Raw genomic sequence first — 21,324 nt, forward strand, 5'->3', positions numbered from 1 at the left:
TTCGTGGAACGCCGCGGAACCGGCTTTGCCGGGCCGCAGGCGTTGCCCCCAGCGAGGGGGTGTGCGTAGCGACACGAAGTGCGCGAAGCATGGGGAGTGCCTGTTCACGCCCCGACGGAGCGCAGCGATTCGGAGGTCAGCGTGAAGTAGCGTGTGCCGATGGCGTCCGACACATGGTAGGCCGCCGTCTCGCAGTTGGCGAGCAGTTCGGCGAGGGCCGGATAGTTGCCATGAGGCCCCGTGGCGCAGAGGTGTTCGAGCGTCCAGCTGGCCGGATCGGACAACTCGTACGACAGCGCCGTCAGCTTGCCGGGCGCACTGCCGGCCAGCCGGGCGATGCGTCCGCGCAGCGTCTGCGTGACCCATGCGAGCGAGCGCGGATTCTCGGCGTCGAGCACCAGCAGGTCGACCATGGTGGCGACGTCGCGGCGCTGCTGGTAGCGGGCATGGAAGGTGATGGTGCTGTCGAACAGCGCCACCATCGCCTCGAAGCCGCTGACCTCGTGCACGGCGCCGTTCTCGAAGCCGGCCTCCAGCGCGTTCGACAGGAAGCCCAGGCGTTCGATGTGGCGGCCGATGGACAGCAGGCGCCAGGCATCGTCGCGCGTCATGCGGTCGGTTTGCGCGCCGGTCATGGCGGCCAGCGCGGTGCTGGCGGATTCGAGGGCGCGCAGCGCGGCGCCGGTGGCAAAGCTGCCTTCGCCGGCCTGCTCGGCCGCGCGGCGCAGGAAGTCGGCCTCGGCGCGCACGATCTGGTTCCAGTTGTCCTGCGACAGGCGTTCGCGCACGGCGGCGGCGGCCTGCCGGATGCACATCAGGCTGAAGCCCACGCTGCCGCCGCGCTCCACGTCGCCGAGTTCGGCGATCAGTGCGCGTTCGAACACCCGGCGCGACTTCGGCGCACTGGGCGCCTCGGCTGGCACCAGTGCGTTGCGCAGCGCCATGCGGTGCAGCCATTCGAGCAGCGGGCGCGACGACTGGTCTTCGCTGCCCAGCAGGTTGAGCGTGAGGCGCGCGAGGCGTACGGCGTTCTCGGCGCGCTCGGTGTAGCGCCCGAGCCAGAACATGTTCTCCGCGGCGCGGCTGGTGACGGGGGCGCGGTGCCGCGCGAGCGAGGCCGGCGTGGCGTGCGGCTGCAGCAGCGTGGTGCGGTCGACCTCGCCGTGGGTCTGCACCCACACGTCGGCGCTGCTGCCGCCGCGCTGCATCGATGCGATCTGTGCGTCGGGCCCCGCGAGCCGGGCCAGGCCGCCGGGCAGCACGCGCCACGATTGCGCGCCGTCGCTCACCGCGAACACGCGCAGCAGCACTGCGCGCGGCGCGATGTGGCCCGGGCCCATGTCGTTGGCCCAGGTGGGCATCTGCGACAGCGGCAGATAGCCCTGCACGGTGTGGCCGTCGCCTTCGCGCACGATGCGGCCGGCCCATTCGTCGAGCTCGCGCCGTCCGAGCTGGCTGCCGAGCACGGCGTCGAAGCTGGCGTGGCCGTCGAAGCCGGGGTAGGTGGGCTTGATGGCGCAGTCGGCCAGTTGCGGCAGCACCGATTCGAGCGCCGCGCGCTCGCCGCACCACCAGGTGGGCAACGCGGGCAGCTTGAGCTTCTCGCCGATCAGGCGGCGCGCCAGGCCCGGCAGGAAGCCGAGCAGCGCGGGCGATTCGAGGAACGCCGAGCCCGGCATGTTGGCCACCAGCACATTGCCGGCGCGAATGGCCTGCAGCAGGCCGGGCACGCCGAGCGTGGAATCGGGGCGCAGCTCCAGCGGGTCGAGGAACTGGTCGTCGAGCCGCTTGATGAGGCCGTGCACCGGGCGCAGGCCCTGCAGCGTCTTGAGGTACAGCCGCTGGTCGCGCACCGTGAGGTCGCTGCCCTCGACCAGCGTGAGGCCCAGGTAGCGCGCGAGGTAGGCGTGCTCGAAATAGGTTTCGTTGTACGGGCCGGGCGTGAGCAGCGCGATGTGCGGCGGCACGCCGGCCGGGCACATGTGCTGCAGGCCTTCCATCATGGCGCTGTAGGTGGCGGCCAGGCGCTGCACGTGCAGCGCTTCGAAGGCCTGCGGAAACTGCCGCGTGATGGCCAAACGGTTCTCGAGCAGGTAGCCCAGGCCCGAAGGCGCCTGGGTGCGCTGCGAGACCACCCACCAGTTGCCGTCGGGGCCGCGCGCGAGGTCGAAGGCCGCGATGTGCAGCCAGGTGTCGCCCGGCGGCTTGACGCCGTGCAGCGCGCGCAGGTAGCCGGGGTGGCCGCGCACCAGCGCCGGCGGAATGAGCCCTTCGGCCAGCAGCTGCTGCGGGCCGTAGACGTCGGCCATCACGCGGTCGAGCACGCGCACGCGCTGCAGCACGCCGGCCTCGATCTGGCTCCAGCTCTCGGGCGAGACGATCAGCGGGAACAGGTCGAGCGACCATGGCCGCTGCGGGCCGTTGGCGTCGGCGTACACGTTGTAGGTGACGCCGTTGTCGCGGATCTGGCGCTCGAGGCTGGCTGCACGCCGGGGCAGGTCGCTGAAGCCGTCGGGGCCGAGTTGATCGAAGAAGGCGTTCCAGGCGGGCGTGAGCGGCGGTTGTTCGCCGGGCGGGGCCTGTGTCTGCGTCTGGGACTGGGATTGGGACTGCGATTGAGACTGGCCAGACGCTACCGGCCGCTCACCGGCGGTGTCATAGAGCGGCGCAGCGGCGGCAGGCACGGCTCCCGCCGCCGGCCGCACGGGCGCAGCCGCCGTGGCCGCTCCGCGCAGTTCATCGAAATGACCGGGCAGGGCCGCAGGGGCGAGCGCCGACGCCAGGGCAGCTGGAAACTCCAGCGCCTCGGCGTCGAACAGGGATTCGTTCAAAGGTTCCACAGGGGTGGATTGTCACACTGCCGTCACGGGGCGTCCGTTCGGGCAGCGTGCCGAATGACCCCTTACCGCCGCAGGTCCAGCGTGAACGGGAATTCGCGGCTGCCCGGCAGCTCGATGGTCGCCGGGGGCGTGCGCATGAGGCCGGGCGTGTGTCCGGTGCGGGTGAAGCGCGAATGGCGGCGGCTTTCGGCCTCGTAGGCATTGACCGGGAAGGTGTCGTAGTTGCGCCCGCCCGGGTGGGCGACGAAGTACTGGCAGCCGCCCAGCGAGCGCTTCATCCAGGTGTCGACCAGGTCGAAGGTCAGCGGCGCATGGGCCTTGATGCTCGGGTGCAGCGCCGACGGCGGGTTCCAGGCCTTGTAGCGCACGCCGGCCACGAACTCGCCCGTGACGCCGGTGGGCTGCAGCGGCAGCACCTTGCCGTTGACGGTGACGACATGGCGGCTTTCGTTCAGGCCGGTCACGCGCACCTCGATGCGCTCGAGCGACGAATCGACATAGCGCACCGTGCCGCCGGCCGAGCCTTCCTCTCCCATCACGTGCCATGGCTCCAGCGCATTGCGCAGCGACAGCTCCACGCCCATCGCCTGCATCTGGCCCACGAGCGGGAAGCGGAACTCGAAATGCGGCGCGAACCAGTCGGCGTCGAAGGCGTAGCCGGCCTGGCGCATCTCGCTGATGACGTCGTCGAAGTCCATCTTCACGAAGGTCGGCAGCAGGAAACGGTCGTGCAGCTCGGTGCCCCAGCGCGTGACGGGGGCCTTGTAGGGCTCGTCCCAGAAGCGGGCCACCAGCGCGCGGATCAGCAATTGCTGCGCGATGCTCATGCGCGCATGCGGCGGCATCTCGAAGGCGCGCAGCTCCAGCAGGCCGAGGCGGCCGGTGCTCGAGTCGGGCGAGTAGAGCTTGTCGATGCAGAACTCGCTGCGGTGCGTGTTGCCCGACACGTCGATCAGGATGTTGCGCAGCGTGCGGTCGACCAGCCATGCGGGCAGGTTGGCGCCGTAGATCTCGCGGTTCTTAGCGATCTCTTTCAGCGCGATTTCCAGCTCGTAGACCTGGTCGTTGCGCGCTTCGTCCACGCGCGGCGCCTGGCTGGTCGGGCCGATGAACATGCCCGAGAACAAATAGCTCAGCGACGGGTGGTTGTGCCAGTACAGCAGCAGGCTGGCCAGCAGCTCGGGCCGGCGCAGGAAGGGGCTGTCGGCCGGCGTGGCGCCGCCCATCACGAAGTGGTTGCCGCCGCCGGTGCCGGTGTGGCGGCCGTCGGTCATGAACTTCTCGGCCGACAGGCGGGTTTCGAAGGCGGCGTTGTAGAGGAACTCGGTGTGATCGACCAGTTCCTTCCAGTTGTGCGCCGGGTGGATGTTGACCTCGATCACGCCCGGGTCGGGGGTGACGGCCAGCATCTTCAGGCGCGGGTCGCGCGGCGGCGGATAGCCTTCCATCACGATGCGCATGCCGAGTTCGCGCGCGGTGGCTTCGACGGCCGCGACGAGGTCGAGATAGTCCTCCAGGCGCGCGAGCGGCGGCATGAAGACGTAGAGCACGCCCGAGGCATTGCCCTTCTTCTCGGCCGCGGGGCCGTTGGCGCGGCGCGGGTCGCGCACTTCGACGCACAGCGCAGTGCGCGTGACCCAGTGGGCCGATTCGCCGCGCAGCGGCTGGCGCGCGGTGGTGGACGACTTGTCGGCAGCCTCGTCGGCGGCCGTGGCTGCGTCGCCTTCGCCTGCACTGCCCGGTGCCTGCATGCGCAGCGAGGCCGCCACGACGGGCGGCGTGCCGAAGGCATAGGGCACGGCGCCGCGGTCACCCTCCGCACCGCCTGCCGCCACGGCATAGCGCGCACGGTAGTCGGCCGCGCTCGGCAGCGCACCGCGCGGCGCGGTCGGGTCGCGCTCGATCAGGTAAGGATAGTCGCCTTTGCTCGCCCACGGCTGCGAGTCGAGCGGCAGGCGGTAGCCCATGGGCGAGTCGCCCGGGATCAGGTAAAGCCGGTCGTCGCGCAGGAACCAGGGCCCGGTCTTCCAGCCGGGGCCGGCGAGCGCGGGTGCATCGCTGTTCGCGTTGCCGGGCTCGATGGGCAGCATGTAGCCGATCACCGCGTCGAGCTTCTGCGTGAACACGCGGCGCAGGCGCACGCGCTCGAGTTCGTCGTCGAGCTTCGACTCGAAGGGGTCGACGTTCACCGGCAGGCGGCGTTCGCGCCAGAGGTAGTAGTAGGTGTCTTCGTAGCCGGGCTGGATGTAGCGCTCGGTCAGGCCGAGCTTGTGCGCCAGCACGGTGGTGAAGCGGCGCGCGTCCTCGCTCGTGTACTGCGTGGGAAAACGCTCGTCGGCGAAGAGCTCGGGGTCGTGCCACAGCGTCTGGCCGTCGGCGCGCCAGAAGATCGACAGCGCCCAGCGCGGCAGCTGCTCGCCCGGGTACCACTTGCCTTGGCCGAAATGCAGGAAGCCGCCCTTGCCGTACTCGGCGCGCAGCTTGTGCACGAGTTCGGTGGCGTAGCCGCGCTTGGTGGGGCCGAGCGCGTCGGTGTTCCATTCGGGCGCGTCGCGGTCGCTGGTGGCCACGTAGGTGGGCTCGCCGCCCATGGTGAGGCGCACGTCGCCGGCCTTCAGGCGCGCATCGACGGCGTCGCCCAGGGCCAGCACTTCGGACCATTGCTCTTCGGTGTAGGGCTTGGTGACGCGCGGCGATTCGTAGATGCGCGTGACCTTCATTTCATGGCCGAACTCGACCTCCGACTCATCCACGCCGCCCTCGATGGGCGCGGCGCTCGATGGTGTGGGCGTGCAGGCCAGCGGAATGTGGCCTTCGCCGGCCAGCAGGCCCGAGGTGGCGTCGAGGCCGATCCAGCCTGCGCCCGGCAGGAACACCTCGCACCAGGCGTGCAGGTCGGTGAAGTCGACCGTGGTGCCGCTCGGGCCGTCGAGCGCCTTCACGTCGGGCGTGAGCTGGATCAGGTAGCCCGAGACGAAACGCGCGGCCAGTCCGCAGTGGCGCAGCAGCTGCACCAGCAGCCAGCCCGAGTCGCGGCAGGAGCCGCTGCCGCTGGCAAGCGTTTCTTCCGGCGTCTGCACGCCGGGCTCCATGCGGATCAGGTAGTTGACGTCCTGCTGCACCTGCTGGTTGATGCCGACCAGGAAGTCGATGGTGCGCTGCTCCTTGCGCTCGATCTTGTCGAGGTAGGCCTGCAGCAGCGGCGTGGGCGTTTCGGTGACGAGGTAGGGCGCGAGTTCTTCGGCCTGCGACTGCGTGTACTTGAAAGGGAAGTTCTCGGCCTGCGGCTCGAGGAAGAAGTCGAACGGGTTGTAGACCGCCATCTCGACCACGAGGTCGACCGTGACCTTGAATTCGCGCGTCTTCTCGGGGAACACCAGCCGTGCCTGGTAGTTGGCGAAGGGGTCCTGCATCCAGTTGACGAAGTGCTCGGCCGGCTCGACCCGCAGCGAGTACGAGATCACGTTGCTGCGGCAATGCGGCGCGGGCCGCAAGCGCACGACCTGTGGGCCCAACTGCACCGGGCGGTCGTATTTGTAGTGGGTGACGTGGTGGAGAGCGGCGTGAATGGACATGCGTTTTTATGTGCAGTGCTGCGAGATTGCATCGAAAAGATGTCTCTTGTGAGACGCATACTAGCCCAGTTGCAAAGCAATTAACGCGCCACTGAGCGTGACTTTGGGGAGGGTTTGCATCATGGGTTCGGGAGTTTCTCGTTGACGCCGTTTCGCGCGTCCGGTGCCGCCGCGGGCAGATCGTGGGTGTTCGCGGCGCTGTGCGGTTCGCTGCTCGGTGCGGTCCTGCAGTTGCAGCAGGCAGGGCTTTGGCGGGCATGGATGTATGCGGGTTTGCTGCTCGGGGCCGGGGCCGGCCTGTGGTGGTGGCGGCGCCTGTCGGGCCGAGGGCTGTTGTTGGCCTCGCTCGTGTGCGGCGCAATGGCGGGTGCGGGGCTTGCGGGATGGCGCGCCGCCATCTACGCGGGCGGTGCGCTGAACCCGGCGCTCGAAGGGCGCGACCTGCAGGTCACCGGTGTCGTGTCGGAGATGCCCCAGCGCAGCGAGGGCGGGACGCGGTTCCGTCTGGATGTCGAGTCTGCGGGCTGGGCCGACCCCGGCGAGGAGGGGCGGCCCACCGTGCCTGATCGCATTGCCCTCGGCTGGTATTCGGAAGGTTCAGGCCTGTGGGACCGGGCGTCGGAAGGCCGCACGCCGCCGGCCAGCGCTGTCGGCCCCCTCCACGCCGGCGAGCGATGGCGCCTGACGGTGCGCCTCAAGGCGCCGCACGGCAACCGCAATCCCCACGGCTTCGACAGCGAACTCTGGATGTGGGAGCAGGGCCTGCATGCCGGCGGCACTGTGCGAACCGGCACGCGCGATGCGGCGCCCGCGCTCGTTGCGCCAACGTGGCGGCATCCCATCGAGCGCGCACGCGAAGCCGTGCGCGACGCCGTCTTCGAACGCGTGCTCGACCGTGCCCGGGCAGGCGTGATTGCGGCCCTGGTTACCGGCGACCAGAGCGCCATCGACCGCTCGGGCTGGGACGTCTTCCGCGCCACGGGCGTGGCGCACCTGATGTCGATCTCCGGCCTCCACGTCACCATGTTCGCCTGGCTGGCCGCGCACGTCGTCGGCCTGCTGTGGCGGCGCAGCGCGTGGCTGATGCTGCGCCTGCCCGCGCAGCAGGCCGCGCTGGTGGGCGGCGTGCTGCTCGCCACGCTCTATGCGCTGTTCAGCGGCTGGGGCGTGCCTTCGCAGCGCACGGTCTGGATGCTGGCGACGGTCGCGCTGCTGCGCCTCACGGGCCGGCGCTGGCCCTGGCCGCATGTGTGGCTGTTGACGGCGGCCGTGGTGGTCGCGCTCGATCCCTGGGCCTTGATGCAGGCCGGTTTCTGGCTCAGCTTCGTGGCGGTGGGCGTGCTGTTCGCCACCGACGCCGGGGTGCCCGGAGAGCGGAAGACCGGCGCGTCTTCCCGCCTGCTCCAGTTCCTGCGTGAGCAGTGGGTCATCACGCTCGCGATCACGCCGCTCAGCCTGCTGTTGTTCCAGCAGGTTTCGCTGATCGGCCTGTTGGCCAATGCGGTGGCGATCCCTTGGGTCACGCTGGTGATCACGCCTCTGGCGATGCTCGGCGTGGCCGTGGCGCCGCTGTGGGATCTGGCGGCCCGCGCCGTGCAGGTGCTGGCGCTGCTGCTGCAATGGCTGGCCGGGCTGCCGTATGCCACGCTCTCGGTGGCCGCGCCGCCCTGGTGGATGGCCGCCTGCGGCGTGGCCGGCGGCGCGCTGCTGGCCATGCGGCTGCCCGGGTCGCTGCGCGCCCTCGGCGTTCCGCTGCTGTTGCCGGTGCTGCTGTGGCAGGCACCCCGGCCCGCGGCCGGCGAATTCGAACTGCTCGCCGCTGACGTCGGCCAGGGCAACGCGGTGCTCGTGCGTACCGCGACACACAGCCTGCTCTACGACGCCGGCCCGCGCTACAGCTTGGAAAGCGATGCCGGCCATCGCGTGCTCGTGCCGTTGCTGCGGGCATACGGCGAGCGCCTCGACACGCTGGTGCTGAGCCACCGCGACCTCGACCACACCGGCGGCGCGCCCGCGGTGCTCGCGATGCAGCCGCAGGCCGCGCTGCTGAGTTCCATCGAGGCCACGCACCCGCTGCAGGCGATGCGTGCGGCGCGGCGTTGCGAGGCGGGGCAGGCCTGGAGCTGGGACGGCGTGCGCTTCGAGGTGCTGCATCCGTTCGACACCGACTACCGCGGCTTCACCAAACCCAATGCGGTGTCGTGCGTGTTGCGCATCGACAGCGGCCGCGCCGTGGCGCTGCTGGTCGGCGACATTGAGCGGTTGCAGGAGGCGGCGCTCGTCACGCGCACGCCGGAACTGCTGCGCGCCGACGTGCTGCTGGTGCCGCATCATGGCAGCAAGACCTCGTCGAGCCCGGCGTTCCTCGACGCGGTGAAGCCGCGCATCGCCATCGTCCAGGCGGGGTACCGCAACCGCTTCGGCCATCCGGCGCAGGAAGTGGCGGCGCGCTACCTGGAGCGCGGCGGGCGGCTGGTCGAGAACACCCGGTGCGGCGCAGCGCACTGGAGCAGCGTGCGCCCCGGGGACCTGGCCTGCGAGCGCGAGCGGAACGCGCGATATTGGCAGCACAGCCCGCCCTGAAGCCGGCTCTGGATTTTCGGGGGAGGCCGTTGTTCCTGCCATCATCGGGACGCTTGCGCCAGGCCGAAAAAAAAAGTCGCTCGACCCGTACGCGGCCTCGGCATAAGGGGTTCTACTGGCCCTGAACTTGCTAAGCTATAGCTCAAGGAGATTGGTCGTCCCATGCACAAATTCGACGAGATGTATGAGCAGTTGCCCTATGCGGGGGCTGCGATCCGACAGCACTACAAGCGCTACGACCAATGGCTCGCGAAGCAACCCGGTGAGGTGATGCGTTCGCGACGCGAAGAGGCGGAAATGATTTTCCGCCGGGTCGGCATTACCTTCGCGGTGTATGGCGCGAAGGATGAGGATGGCTCCGGCACCGAGCGGCTCATCCCGTTCGACCTGCTGCCTCGCATCATTCCGGCCCACGAGTGGGAGAGCATGGAAAAGGGGCTGGTGCAGCGCGTCACGGCGCTCAACCGCTTTCTTCATGACGTCTACCACGACCAGGAAATCATCAAGGCCGGCATCATCCCGGCCGAGCAGATCCTGAACAACGCGCAGTTCCGCCCCGAGATGATGGGCGTCAACGTGCCGCACAACGTCTACTCGAACATCTCGGGCATCGACATCGTGCGCGCGCCCGATGCCCAGGGCAACGGCGAGTACTACGTGCTCGAAGACAACCTGCGCGTGCCCAGCGGCGTGAGCTACATGCTGGAGAACCGCAAGATGATGATGCGGCTCTTCCCCGAGCTGTTCAATCAGAACCGCATCGCGCCGGTCGCGCACTACCCCGACCTGCTGCTAGAGACGCTGCGCGCCAGCGCGCCGCCGGCCACGGCCGAGCCCACGGTGGTGGTGCTCACGCCGGGCATGTACAACAGCGCCTACTTCGAGCACGCCTTCCTCGCGCAGCAGATGGGCGTGGAACTGGTCGAGGGACAGGACCTGTTCGTCAAGGACAACTTCGTCTACATGCGCACCACGCGCGGGCCGAAGCGCGTCGACGTCATCTACCGCCGCGTGGACGACGACTTCCTCGACCCCGAGGTGTTCCGCCCCACGTCCACGCTCGGCTGCGCCGGCCTGATGCGCGCGTACCGTGAAGGCAATGTCGTGATCTGCAATGCCGTGGGCACCGGTGTGGCCGACGACAAGTCGATCTACCCGTACGTGCCGAAGATGGTCGAGTTCTACCTCGGCGAGAAGCCGATCCTGAAGAACGTGCCCACCTACATGTGCCGCAACAAGGACGAGCTGCAGTACACGCTCGACAACATGAAGGACCTGGTCGTCAAGGAGGTGCACGGTGCCGGCGGCTACGGCATGCTGATCGGACCGGCCGCCACGCAGGCCGAGATCGAGGACTTCAAGAAGGCCGTGATCGCCAAGCCCGACGGATACATCGCCCAGCCCACGCTGAGCCTGTCGACCTCGCCCACCTTCGTGGACGCCGGCATTGCGCCGCGCCACATCGATCTGCGCCCCTTCGTGCTCTCGGGCAGCGAGGTGCAGATGGTGCCCGGCGGCCTCACGCGCGTAGCGCTCAAAGAGGGGTCCTTGGTGGTCAACTCGTCGCAGGGCGGCGGCACCAAGGACACCTGGATTCTCGAAGCCGACCGCGCACCCAAGCCCAAGGCGGCGCCCGCGCAGTCGCAAAGCCAATCGTAGTAGGAGCACCACCGATGCTGTCACGCACCGCCGACCATCTCTACTGGATGTCCCGCTACACCGAGCGCGCCGAGAACACGGCGCGCATGCTGGACGTCAACTACCAGACCTCGCTGCTGCCCCAGTCCGCCGAAGTTGCCAAGTACGGCTGGCAGGGCGTGCTCTCCATCAGCGAGCTGCTGCCCTGGTACAACAAGAAGTACGACCAGATCGCGCCCAAGGAAGTGATGGAGTTCATGGTCAAGGACGAGAGCAACGCCTCGTCGATCGTGTCCTGTCTCAAAGCCGCGCGCGAGAACGCCCGTGCCGTGCGCGGCGCGCTCACCACCGAAGCCTGGGAAACGCAGAACACCACCTGGCTCGAAGTGAACCGCATGCTGCGCGCAGGCGACTTCGAGCGCGACCCGGGCCAATTCTTCGAATGGGTCAAGTTCCGCTCGCACCTCTCGCGCGGCGTTACGCTGGGCACCATGCTCCAGGATGAGGCGTTTTATTTCTCGCGCCTTGGCACCTTTTTGGAGCGCGCCGACAACACGGCGCGCCTGGTTGACGTGAAGTTCCACGCGCTCAACAGCGAGTTCTTCGGCACCGCCACCGAGGAAGACCAGGAGTACGACTTCTATCACTGGAGCGCGATCCTGCGCAGCGTCTCGGCCTTCGAGGTCTACCGCAAGGTGTACCGCGACGTGATCAAGCCCGAGCGCGTGGCCGAACTGCTGATTCTTCGCGCCGACATGCCGCGCTCGCTGCACGCGAGCCTGGTCGAGGTGGTGAACAACCTCGCGAAGGTGCAGAACGAGCAGAGCGCCGAAACCCAGCGCCGCGCCGGCAAGCTGCTGGCCGACCTGCAGTACGCGCGCGTCGACGAGATCCTGGCGACCGGGCTGCACGCGTACCTCACGCAGTTCCTCGACCGGGTGAACGAACTGGGCGGGCGCATCAGCCAGGACTTCCTGGTTCCTGCGCACTGAGGTCCTGTGGGCGCGCGCGGCTACACGGCCAGTGCGTCGATCCGGCGGGGCCGTTGCGCACCGGCACGGTGACGTTCCACGCGCGATAGCTCCCGTCGATGGACCGGGCGCATGCCACGCTGACGCCGGGACGGGGCGATCCTGTGGCCCAACCGGTTTTCAGCGGTGTCTTGCACAACGGAACGAAGACCTTGGCGTTCGGTTCGGTGGCTTCCCATTGCGTGCCGTGGCGGGCGTTCTCCTGAAAGACGAACCGCCTCGCTTCTTCCCTGATTTCGTAAAGGCCGTGCTTGAACGAATTGGAGCGATCGTCGTCGATGCTCCAGGCCGCGGCGCTCGGCAAGGCGAAGAGGCACAGGACCACCGGCAGCACCCTGCGGTGCCTGCCCGAGCACGGGAACATCGACACTACTTCCTTCGTCATCGTTTTCTCTCCGGAGGGGGCGTCAGCGCGAAAAGGATTCGATGGCCACCGGCATCTCCGGCGCCTGCCATCGATAGGCGTCGCTCAGCACGTTGCGCGTGGGAATTTGGCCATTCCATCGGATGTGGAGCAAGTCCGCGAGGACCCAGGCGGTCCAGTCCGCGCGAAAAGGTCGTTGCCCCGCTTCGGAGCGCCAATGCATCCACAGGTATTCGGTGCCTTCGCGCGCGTTGGTGTTGGCTGCGGCGCCGAGCACCATCGCGCTGTCGGGCGCGGCCTGGTAGGTGTCGAGCAGGTAGGCGCGCACTGCGCCGTCGAGCGCGAAGCCAATGGCCCAAAGCCAGACCAGCAGGGTGCGCAATCGCCGCGTCTGCGTGCTGCGCAATGGCCACGCAAGCCACAGCACCATGGGCGCTGCAAGCACCGCGAGCTGCGCGATGCGCCGGCCGTCGTGGCCCAGCGCAATGAGCGCCAGCAGTGTTGCACCTACCACGCCGCAGGCGGGCAGGGCATTGCGCGGAGGGGAGGGGCGGGTGGTCAAGCAGGTAGCGCGGGAGGTCGGGGCGGGCGCATTCTGCCCCGGGGCCTGCGCTACGCGCCCCAGTGCCCCGATGATGGCGAGGTATTTGCGCCGCCCACGGTAGCCCCCGGGACGATCAGGTCGCCGTGGCCTGCCGCACCGCGCGCTCCCAGCGTGCCATCGACTCCTCCGCCTGCGCGCGGCCCATGGTGGGCATGAAGCGCCGCTCGATCTTCCACAGCTTCGACAGCTGGCGCGCGTCGGTGTAGACGCCGGTGGAAAGCCCAGCGAGATACGCGGCGCCCAGCGCGGTGGTCTCGATCACTTCGGGCCGCACCACCGGAATGCCCAGCAGGTCGGCCTGGAACTGCATCAGCAGGTCGTTCACGCTCGCGCCGCCGTCCACGCGCAGCTCGGCCACGGGCTTGCCGCCGGCGGCCACTGCGTCGCGGCTCATGGCCTGCAGCAGCGCGGCGCTCTGGTAGGCGATGCTTTCGAGCGCGGCGCGCGCGATGTGCGCGACCGTGGTGCCGCGCGTGAGCCCCGTGATCGTGCCGCGCGCGTCCGCGTCCCAGTAGGGCGCGCCGAGGCCGGTGAAGGCCGGCACCATCATCACGCCGCCCGCATCGGGCACGCTCTCGGCCAGCGACTGCACCTCGGCGCTGCCCTTGATGGCCTTGAGCCCGTCGCGCAGCCACTGCACCACGGCGCCGCCGACGAACACGCTGCCTTCCATCGCGTATTGCGGCGTCTTGTCGGTCTGCGCGGCGCTGGTCACGAGCAGTCCGTTGTGCGAGGGCTGGAACGCGCCGCCCGTGTGCATCAGCAAAAAGCAGCCGGTGCCGTAGGTGTTCTTGGCCATGCCGGCCTCGAAGCAGGCCTGGCCGAAGAGGGCGCTCTGCTGGTCGCCGGCCACGCCGCCGATGGGTAGCGCATGGCCCAGCAGTGCCGCGTCGGTATCGGCGAAGTGCGAACTCGACGGCTGCACTTTCGGCATGAGCGCGGCGGGGATCTCCAGTGCGGCGAGCAGGTCGGCGTCCCATTCGTTCCGGTGCACGTTGAAGAGCATCGTGCGCGAGGCATTGCTGACGTCCGTCACGTGCACCTTGCCGCCGGTGAGCTGCCACATGAGCCAGCTGTCAACGGTGCCGAAGGCCAGTTCGCCGCGCTCGGCCTGCGCGCGCGCGCCGGGCACGTTGTCGAGCAGCCAGCGCAGCTTGGTGCCGGAGAAGTACGCATCGATCACCAGCCCGGTCTTCTCGCGGATGGTGTCGGTCATGCCCGCGTCGCGCAGCTGCGCGCACAGCGGCTCGGCGCGGCGGTCCTGCCAGACGATGGCGTGGTGCACCGGCTGGCCGGTCTTGCGGTTCCACAGGACGGTGGTCTCGCGCTGGTTGGTGATGCCGATGGCGTGGACGTCGGTGGGCTGCAGCTTCGCCTTTACCAGCACTTCGCGCGCGGTGGCGAGCTGGCTGCGCCAGATTTCCATCGGGTCGTGCTCGACCCAGCCCGGCTGCGGGTAGATCTGCGTGAGTTCCTTCTGGGCGATGGCGACGATGTGGCCTTCGCGGTCGAACACGATGCTGCGCGAGCTGGAGGTGCCTTGGTCGAGGGCTAGCAGGTAGGTGGTCATAGGGTCAATGTTTCTCTGGGGCCGCTCATCGAATCGACGTTGTCTTGCTCCGTCCCCTTCCGGGGGAGGGCCGGGATGGGGGCGGGCCTTCGATGAGGCGCGATGCGTCTGCGGAGGCCGCCGTGCCCCCACCCCAACCCTCCCCCAGAGGGGGAGGGAGCAAGGCGGGAGCAACAGGGGATGTGCTCATGATTCACGCGCGATTTCCAGGCGCACCTGCGCCGCATGCAGCAGGTCCGCAAAAGGCGCCGGCGGCTCCGCATCCGTGAACAGCCGGTCGATCTGCGACAGCGTGCCCAGCTGGATCATCGCGGGCCGGTTGAACTTGCTCGCATCGGCCGCCAGCCACACCTCGCGTGCCTGGGCAATGATGGTCTGCGCCACCTTCACCTCGCGCAGGTCGAAGTCGCGCAGCGAGCCGTCCGCCTCGATGCTCGACACGCCGATCAGTGCGATGTCGACCTTGAACTGGCGGATGAAATCGATGGTGGCCTCGCCCACGATGGCGCGGTCGCGCGGGCGCACCGAGCCGCCCGCCACGATCACCTCGCACGAGGTGTTGCCGCTCAGGATGGTGGCCACGTTCAGGTTGTTGGTGATCACGCGCAGGCCGGTGTGGCGCAGCAGCGCCTTGGCGATGGCTTCGGTGGTGGTGCCGATGTTGAGGATCAGCGAGCAGTCATTGGGCACCAGCTCCGCCACGCGGCGGGCGATGCGCGCCTTGCCTTCGGCATGCAGCGTCTCTCGCTGCTGGTAGCCGATGTTCTCCGTGGTCGAGCTGGGCATGCGCACGCCGCCGTGGAAGCGCGTGAGCAACCCCTCGTCGGCCAGCCGCTGCACGTCGCGCCGCACGGTCTGCAGGGTGACGCCGAGCATGTCGGCCAGCTGTTCGACGGTGACGGAACCGCGCGTTCGCACGGTGTCCAGGAGGTTGATCTGGCGCGGGTTGGAGTTCACAAGGGCGTCGTGGAAAGCGGGAAGACTGGGGGCAAGGGTACAGCGCGTGCCACTTTAAAACGAACGAAAACGAAGATGCCTAAGGGAAAACTCGGGGGAAAATCGCGCTAAAAGGAATCCAAATGAAAAAACACGAAAATACAATGGCCGCCGTCAGTGACCAAAGTCACGCTTCAACGGACTCCTTTCTGTGAGCGATTTTTCTTCCAGTTCGCCCGCGCCAGCCACCGATTGCGACGTGCTGATCGTCGGCGGCGGCATCAACGGCTGTGGCATCGCGCGCGACCTCGCTGGCCGTGGCTGGCGCGTGGTGCTGTGCGAAAAGGACGATCTCGCCTCGCACACTTCTTCTTCCTCCACCAAGCTGATCCACGGCGGGCTGCGCTACCTCGAGTACTACGAGTTCTCGCTTGTGCGCAAGGCGCTGCAGGAGCGCGAGGTGCTGCTCAAGAGCGCGCCGCACATCATGTGGCCGCTGCGCTTCGTGATGCCGCATGACCCGTCGATGCGCCCGGCCTGGATGATCCGCATCGGCTTGTTCATGTACGACCATCTCGCCAGGCGCGAGGTGCTGCCGGGTTCGCGCAGCGTCGATCTGCGCAAGCACGCGGCCGGCAAGCCGCTGAAGGACCAGTACAAGCGCGGCTTCATCTACTCCGACGGCTGGGTCGACGACGCGCGCCTCGTGGTGCTCAACGCTCTCGACGCGCAGGCGCGCGGCGCCGAGGTGCTGACCCGCACGCGCTGCGTGAATGCGCAGCGCGATGCCGACGGCTGGACCGCGACGCTGCTGGGCGCCGACGGCGGCAAGCGCACGCTGCGCGCCCGCGCGGTGGTCAATGCCGCGGGGCCGTGGGCCGAATCCTTTCTGCGCGGCGTCGCGCAGTCGGCCAAGGGCGAGGCGCTGGCCACCAAGAGCCTGCGGCTCGTGAAGGGCAGCCACATCGTCGTGCCGCGCCTGTTCGAGCACGACCACGCCTACATCTTCCAGAACCCCGACAAGCGGATCATCTTCGCCATTCCCTACCAGGACGAGTTCACGCTGATCGGCACCACCGACATCGAACTCACCGGCGACGACCCGGGCGCCGCACGCATCGCGCAGGAGGAAATCGACTACCTGTGCACCCAGGCCAGCCGCTACTTCGAGAAGCCCATCGTGCCGGCCGACGTGGTGTGGACCTACTCGGGCGTGCGCCCGCTGCTCGACGACGACTCGGGCGACCCTTCGGCCGTCACGCGCGACTACATGCTCGAATCGAACACCACGGCCGCGCCGCTGCTGTCAGTATGGGGCGGCAAGATCACCACCTTCCGCAAGCTGGCCGAAGACGCGGCCGACGAGGTCGGCAAGATGCTCGGGCAGTCGAGCGCGCAACGCCCGGCCTGGACCGACGGCGCCTTCCTCGCGGGCGGCGACCTGTCGGCCTGGATCGGCGCCGCCAGCCGGCCCGATGACGATTTCGAGCGCTTCGTATCGGCCGTGCAGGCCAGGTATCCGTGGCTCTACGGCCAACTGGCACGCCGCTTCGCGCGCGGCTACGGCGCCCGCATTGCGGACCTGCTCGGTGATGCGAAGTCCTTTGCCGACCTGGGCGCCGAAGTGGCGCCGGGCCTGTACGAGCGCGAACTGCGCTTCCTGCAGGACCACGAATGGGCCGTGAGCGCCGAAGACGTGCTCTGGCGGCGGTCCAAGCTGGGGCTGCACTACACGGCCGAAGAGCGCGAGCAGGTCGCGCTCTGGCTGCAGTCCCATCCCAAGAGCAACTAGATCCGTAAAAGAGAGCAGCGCCAATGCAATTGACACTGGAGCGCGTCACCAAGAAGGTGGGAGCGCAGACATGGCTCTACGAGCAGAGCATCGCGCCCCGAAGCGGCGCGGTCACCGTGCTGCTGGGCGCCACGCAGGCCGGCAAGACCAGCCTCATGCGGCTGATGGCCGGACTTGACACGCCGACCGAAGGCAAGGTGCTGGTCGACGGCAAGGACGTGACCGGCATGCCCGTGCGCGAACGCAATGTCGCGATGGTCTACCAGCAGTTCATCAACTATCCGTCGCTCAAGGTGTCGGACAACATCGCCTCGCCGCTGAAGCTGCGCGGCGAGACGAACATCGAGGCACGGGTGAAGGCGCTGGCCGAGAAGCTGCACATCGGCATGTTCCTCGACCGCCTGCCGGCCGAGCTCTCTGGCGGGCAGCAGCAGCGCGTGGCACTGGCACGCGCGCTTGCCAAGAACGCACCGCTGATGCTGCTCGACGAGCCACTGGTCAACCTCGACTACAAACTGCGCGAAGGCCTGCGCGAAGAGCTCACGCAGCTCTTCGCCACCGGCGACTCGACCGTGATCTACGCCACCACCGAACCGGGCGAGGCCTTGCTGCTCGGCGGCTACACGGCGGTGATGGATGCCGGCGAACTGCTGCAGTACGGCCCGACCGCCGAGGTGTTCCATGCGCCGCAATCGCTGCGCGTGGCGCGCGCCTTCAGCGATCCGCCGATGAACCTGCTGCAGGGCACGGCGGCCGCTGGCAAGGTGCAACTCGCGGGTGGCCCCGCACTGGCGCTGGCCTTGCCTGAAGGCGTATCGGGTGCTGTCACGGTCGGCTTGCGCGCGAGCGCATTGAACGTGGGCGCGAGTGAGGGCGACATCGCCTTGCCCGGCAAGGTGGAGCTGGCCGAGATCTCGGGCTCCGACACCTTCGTGCACGTCGAGACCGCAGTGGGCGAACTGGTGGCGCAGCTCACCGGCGTGCACCGTTTCGAGCTGGGCGCGCCGATCACGCTGTACTTCAGCGCGTCGCAGGCCTATGTGTTCGATGCCGGTGAAAAACTGGCGCTGGCGCCGAGGAAATAGGATGACCCCCAGTCTTCGCGCACTTCGTGTCGCTTCGCCAACCCCCTTCCAGGGGGCAACACCAGCGGCCCGGCAAAGCCGGTTCCCCGGTGTTCCGCGACAAGGTCTCGACTGTTTCATGCATTGCGTATCACGCGGAAGCGTGAAGGAGAGCTGACATGGCACGCATCGATCTCGACCTGGCGCACGCCTACCGTGCGAACCCCACGCAGGACAGCGACTACGCGCTGCTCCCGCTGAAGATGAGCTTCCGCGACGGCGGCGCCTATGCCTTGCTCGGTCCCTCGGGCTGCGGCAAGACGACCATGCTGAACATCATCTCGGGCCTGCTCGTGCCTTCGCAGGGCACGGTGAGCTTCGACGGCCGCGACATGACGCGGGCCACGCCGCAGGAGCGCAACATCGCGCAGGTGTTCCAGTTCCCGGTGATCTACGACACCATGACCGTGGCCGAGAACCTCGCGTTCCCGCTGCGCAACCGCAAGGTGCCGGCCGACCAGATCAAGAAGCGCGTCGGCGAGATTGCCGAGATGCTCGACATGAGCGGGCAGCTCAACCAGCGCGCGGCCGGTCTGGCGGCTGACGCCAAGCAGAAGATCTCGCTGGGACGCGGGCTGGTGCGCAGCGACGTGTCGGCGGTGCTGTTCGACGAGCCGCTCACCGTGATCGACCCGCACCTGAAGTGGCAGCTGCGCCGCAAGCTCAAGCAGATCCACCGCGAGTTGAAGCTCACGCTGATCTACGTGACGCACGACCAGGTCGAGGCGCTCACCTTCGCCGAAGAGGTGGTGGTGATGACGCGCGGCAAGGCCGTGCAGGTGGGCAGCGCCGACGCGCTGTTCGAGCGGCCGGCCCACACCTTCGTCGGGCATTTCATCGGTTCGCCGGGCATGAACTTCCTGTCGGCGCAGAGCGCGAACGGCACCATCGAAGTGGCAGGCACGCCGCTGGCGTCCACGCGCGAGCTGCCGCAGGGGCCGCTGAAGATCGGCATCCGCCCCGAGTACCTGCGTCTGTCGAATGCAGGCGCGGCCGGTGCGGTGCCGGCCGTGGTGAAGCAGGTGCAGGACGTGGGCACGCACGTGATGCTGGGCGTGGAAGCCGGCGGTAGCCTGCTGAAGGTGCGGCTGCATTCGGACGACCGGCCGCCCGCAGTGGGAGACAGGGTATGGGTGCGGGTGCTAGACACGCACACCTGCTATTACAAGGATGAGGAACTGGTCGCATGAACGCAACCACCAAGCCAATCAATCAGAAAGCCTGGTGGCTCGTGCTGCCAGTGCTCATCTGCGTCGCCTTCTCGGCCATCGTGCCGCTCATGACGGTGGTCAACTACTCGGTGCAGGACATCATCTCGCCCGAGCGCCGCGTGTTCGTGGGCACCGAATGGTTCGCCGCGGTGATGCGCGACGACGAGCTGCACCAGGCGCTGTGGCGCCAGCTGGGTTTCTCGCTGTCGGTGCTGCTGGTCGAGATTCCGCTGGGCATCGGCCTGGCGCTGTCGATGCCGGCCAAGGGCTGGAAGTCGTCGGCCGTGCTGGTGGTGGTGGCGCTGTCGCTGCTCATCCCATGGAACGTGGTCGGCACCATCTGGCAAATCTACGGGCGCGCCGACATCGGCCTGCTGGGCCACGCGCTGCAGACCCTGGGCATCGAATACAACTACACCGGCAGCGCTACCGATGCGTGGCTCACCGTGCTGGTGATGGACGTTTGGCACTGGACGCCGCTGGTGGCACTGCTGTGCTATGCGGGCCTGCGCTCCATTCCCGACGCCTACTACCAGGCCGCGCGCATCGACGGCGCGAGCAAGTTCGCGGTGTTCCGCTTCATCCAGCTGCCCAAGATGCGCGGTGTGCTGATGATCGCCGTGCTGCTGCGCTTCATGGACAGCTTCATGATCTACACCGAGCCCTTCGTGCTGACGGGCGGCGGGCCGGGCAATGCAACCACCTTCCTGAGCCAGTACCTCACGCAGAAGGCCGTGGGGCAGTTCGACCTGGGGCCGGCGGCGGCGTTCTCGCTGATCTATTTCCTCATCATCCTGCTGTTCTGCTTCGTGCTCTACAACTGGATGCAGCGGGTCGGTACGCAGGAAGCGGAGGTGGAGAAATGAACGAGAAGAGATTTCACAAGCGCAGCATCTTCCTGGTGCTGTACATCCTGTTCGCGCTGTTGCCCATCTACTGGATGGTCAACATGAGCTTCAAGACGAACGAGGAGATTCTGTCGAGCTTCTCGTTCTTCCCGCAGCAGCTCACCTGGGCCAATTACGCGCGCATTTTCACCGACGAGTCGTGGTACTCGGGCTACATCAACAGCCTGATCTACGTGGCGATCAACACGGTCATCTCGCTCACCGTGGCGCTGCCTGCGGCCTATGCGTTCTCGCGCTATTCGTTCCTGGGCGACAAGCACGTGTTCTTCTGGCTGCTGACCAACCGCATGACGCCGCCCGCGGTGTTCCTGCTGCCGTTCTTCCAGCTCTACAGCACGGTCGGCCTCATGGACACGCACCTGGGCGTGGCGCTCGCGCACCTGTTGTTCAACGTGCCGCTGGCGGTGTGGATCCTGGAGGGCTTCATGAGCGGCATCCCGCGCGAGATCGACGAGACGGCATATATCGACGGCTATTCGTTCCCGCGCTTCTTCCTCACCATCTTCCTGCCGCTCATCAAGGCCGGCGTGGGCGTGGCGGCGTTCTTCTGCTTCATGTTCAGCTGGGTCGAGCTGTTGCTGGCGCGCACGCTCACGAGCGTGAATGCCAAGCCCATCGTCGCGACGATGACGCGCACGGTGAGCGCGTCGGGCATGGATTGGGCAACGCTGGCAGCGGCCGGCGTGCTGACCATCGTGCCGGGCGCGATCGTGATCTGGTTCGTGCGCCACTACATCGCAAAGGGTTTCGCGATGGGGCGCGTTTGAATGATGGCTTCTCTCCCTCTCCCGGAAGGGGAAGGAGCAAGAAAAGACAAGGAAATAGAGCATGTTCGACTGGATGGTATGGACCACCCCCGTGGCCGTTTTCTTCAGCTGCATCGCACTCATGCTGGTCGGCATGACGGTGTGGGAATTCAAGTCGCCCACCACGCTGCGGCGCGGCTGGCTGCCGATGGCCACCACACGTGGCGACCGGCTGTTCATCGGGCTGCTGTCGGCGGCGTATGTGAACCTGGTCTTCATCGGCCTGGCGGGCAAGTTCCAGGAGTGGTTCAGCCTCGAGGCCGAGCCTTCGATCTGGATCAGCTTCGTGCTGTCGATGGGCCTGCTCGCGCTGGTGATGCGCAAGGGCTGAACATTTCCTTT

The 21,324-nt window shown here is 67.8% G+C and carries 15 protein-coding genes; 9 read left to right on the forward strand and 6 right to left on the reverse strand.

Annotated features, from left to right (window positions below; translation table 11 throughout):
• Window positions 1–104 precede the first annotated feature (104 nt).
• On the reverse strand, window positions 105–2,840 hold the full coding sequence (locus PMI12_RS09795; protein ID WP_042673131.1) for a circularly permuted type 2 ATP-grasp protein: 2,736 nt from the start codon (window positions 2,838–2,840) through the stop codon (window positions 105–107).
• 62 nt (window positions 2,841–2,902) lie between these two features.
• Entirely contained in the window at window positions 2,903–6,415 is a 3,513-nt protein-coding gene (locus PMI12_RS09800; protein WP_007831585.1) for a transglutaminase family protein, read from the reverse strand.
• A 141-nt stretch (window positions 6,416–6,556) separates the two neighbouring features.
• Here PMI12_RS09800 and PMI12_RS09805 point away from each other — a divergent pair, with 141 nt between their 5' ends.
• The 3 genes from PMI12_RS09805 to PMI12_RS09815 all read left to right on the forward strand — a co-directional run bounded on the left by PMI12_RS09805 (window position 6,557) and on the right by PMI12_RS09815 (window position 11,628).
• A complete protein-coding gene (locus PMI12_RS09805) occupies window positions 6,557–8,998 on the forward strand; it encodes a DNA internalization-related competence protein ComEC/Rec2 (protein WP_007831586.1) in 2,442 nt (813 codons plus the stop codon).
• 162 nt (window positions 8,999–9,160) lie between these two features.
• Window positions 9,161–10,657 carry a circularly permuted type 2 ATP-grasp protein gene (locus PMI12_RS09810; protein ID WP_007831587.1) on the forward strand — a complete coding sequence of 499 codons (1,497 nt, stop codon included), beginning with the start codon at window positions 9,161–9,163 and terminating at the stop codon, window positions 10,655–10,657.
• Window positions 10,658–10,671: 14 nt separating this feature from the next.
• A complete protein-coding gene (locus tag PMI12_RS09815) occupies window positions 10,672–11,628 on the forward strand; it encodes an alpha-E domain-containing protein (RefSeq protein WP_007831588.1) in 957 nt (318 codons plus the stop codon).
• On the opposite strand, the gene PMI12_RS28100 is transcribed toward PMI12_RS09815, so the two are convergent.
• The 4 genes from PMI12_RS28100 to PMI12_RS09830 form a co-directional block, all read right to left on the reverse strand.
• Window positions 11,597–12,052 (reverse strand): hypothetical protein, encoded by a 456-nt coding sequence (locus tag PMI12_RS28100; RefSeq protein ID WP_007831589.1) that lies wholly within the window; start codon window positions 12,050–12,052, stop codon window positions 11,597–11,599. The genes PMI12_RS09815 and PMI12_RS28100 overlap by 32 nt on opposite strands.
• A 22-nt stretch (window positions 12,053–12,074) precedes the next feature.
• Complete coding sequence (locus tag PMI12_RS09820) at window positions 12,075–12,593, reverse strand: hypothetical protein (RefSeq protein ID WP_007831591.1); 519 nt, start codon at window positions 12,591–12,593, stop codon at window positions 12,075–12,077.
• A 115-nt stretch (window positions 12,594–12,708) separates the two neighbouring features.
• The gene (gene glpK, locus PMI12_RS09825) at window positions 12,709–14,205 is read right to left on the reverse strand and encodes a glycerol kinase GlpK (RefSeq protein WP_007831593.1); all 1,497 of its coding nucleotides are present in this window, start codon (window positions 14,203–14,205) and stop codon (window positions 12,709–12,711) included.
• A 186-nt stretch (window positions 14,206–14,391) separates the two neighbouring features.
• Complete coding sequence (locus PMI12_RS09830) at window positions 14,392–15,162, reverse strand: DeoR/GlpR family DNA-binding transcription regulator (RefSeq protein WP_007831595.1); 771 nt, start codon at window positions 15,160–15,162, stop codon at window positions 14,392–14,394.
• Window positions 15,163–15,352: 190 nt separating this feature from the next.
• Between PMI12_RS09830 and glpD the strand changes: the two genes are divergently transcribed.
• The 6 genes from glpD (at window position 15,353) to PMI12_RS09860 (ending at window position 21,313) form a co-directional block, all read left to right on the forward strand.
• Complete coding sequence (glpD, locus tag PMI12_RS09835) at window positions 15,353–16,933, forward strand: glycerol-3-phosphate dehydrogenase (protein ID WP_007831597.1); 1,581 nt, start codon at window positions 15,353–15,355, stop codon at window positions 16,931–16,933.
• 23 nt (window positions 16,934–16,956) lie between these two features.
• Entirely contained in the window at window positions 16,957–18,018 is a 1,062-nt protein-coding gene (locus tag PMI12_RS09840; RefSeq protein WP_007831599.1) for an ABC transporter ATP-binding protein, read from the forward strand.
• A gap of 158 nt (window positions 18,019–18,176) precedes the next feature.
• Window positions 18,177–19,247: an ABC transporter ATP-binding protein gene (locus tag PMI12_RS09845; protein ID WP_007831601.1), complete on the forward strand. Its 1,071-nt coding sequence runs from the start codon at window positions 18,177–18,179 to the stop codon at window positions 19,245–19,247.
• Complete coding sequence (locus tag PMI12_RS09850) at window positions 19,244–20,134, forward strand: carbohydrate ABC transporter permease (RefSeq protein ID WP_007831603.1); 891 nt, start codon at window positions 19,244–19,246, stop codon at window positions 20,132–20,134. The genes PMI12_RS09845 and PMI12_RS09850 overlap by 4 nt, the downstream gene beginning before the upstream one ends.
• The gene (locus PMI12_RS09855; RefSeq protein ID WP_007831605.1) at window positions 20,131–20,943 is read left to right on the forward strand and encodes a carbohydrate ABC transporter permease; all 813 of its coding nucleotides are present in this window, start codon (window positions 20,131–20,133) and stop codon (window positions 20,941–20,943) included. The genes PMI12_RS09850 and PMI12_RS09855 overlap by 4 nt, the downstream gene beginning before the upstream one ends.
• A 61-nt stretch (window positions 20,944–21,004) precedes the next feature.
• Entirely contained in the window at window positions 21,005–21,313 is a 309-nt protein-coding gene (locus PMI12_RS09860; RefSeq protein ID WP_007831606.1) for a DUF2160 domain-containing protein, read from the forward strand.
• The last annotated feature ends 11 nt before the right edge of the window (window positions 21,314–21,324 follow it).

Source organism: Variovorax sp. CF313, from assembly GCF_000282635.1.
GTDB lineage: Bacteria > Pseudomonadota > Gammaproteobacteria > Burkholderiales > Burkholderiaceae_C > Variovorax.

What these genes read in the sequence shown, in the direction of transcription:
- PMI12_RS09845 (WP_007831601.1), top strand. Translation starts at nt 18,177, where the DNA reads ATGGCACGCATCGATCTCGACCTGGCGCACGCCTACCGTGCGAACCCC.
- PMI12_RS09850 (WP_007831603.1), top strand. Translation starts at nt 19,244, where the DNA reads ATGAACGCAACCACCAAGCCAATCAATCAGAAAGCCTGGTGGCTCGTG.
- PMI12_RS09855 (WP_007831605.1), top strand. Translation starts at nt 20,131, where the DNA reads ATGAACGAGAAGAGATTTCACAAGCGCAGCATCTTCCTGGTGCTGTAC.
- glpK (WP_007831593.1), bottom strand. Translation starts at nt 14,205, where the DNA reads ATGACCACCTACCTGCTAGCCCTCGACCAAGGCACCTCCAGCTCGCGC.
- PMI12_RS09800 (WP_007831585.1), bottom strand. Translation starts at nt 6,415, where the DNA reads ATGTCCATTCACGCCGCTCTCCACCACGTCACCCACTACAAATACGAC.
- PMI12_RS28100 (WP_007831589.1), bottom strand. Translation starts at nt 12,052, where the DNA reads ATGACGAAGGAAGTAGTGTCGATGTTCCCGTGCTCGGGCAGGCACCGC.
- PMI12_RS09810 (WP_007831587.1), top strand. Translation starts at nt 9,161, where the DNA reads ATGCACAAATTCGACGAGATGTATGAGCAGTTGCCCTATGCGGGGGCT.
- PMI12_RS09815 (WP_007831588.1), top strand. Translation starts at nt 10,672, where the DNA reads ATGCTGTCACGCACCGCCGACCATCTCTACTGGATGTCCCGCTACACC.
- PMI12_RS09840 (WP_007831599.1), top strand. Translation starts at nt 16,957, where the DNA reads ATGCAATTGACACTGGAGCGCGTCACCAAGAAGGTGGGAGCGCAGACA.
- PMI12_RS09860 (WP_007831606.1), top strand. Translation starts at nt 21,005, where the DNA reads ATGTTCGACTGGATGGTATGGACCACCCCCGTGGCCGTTTTCTTCAGC.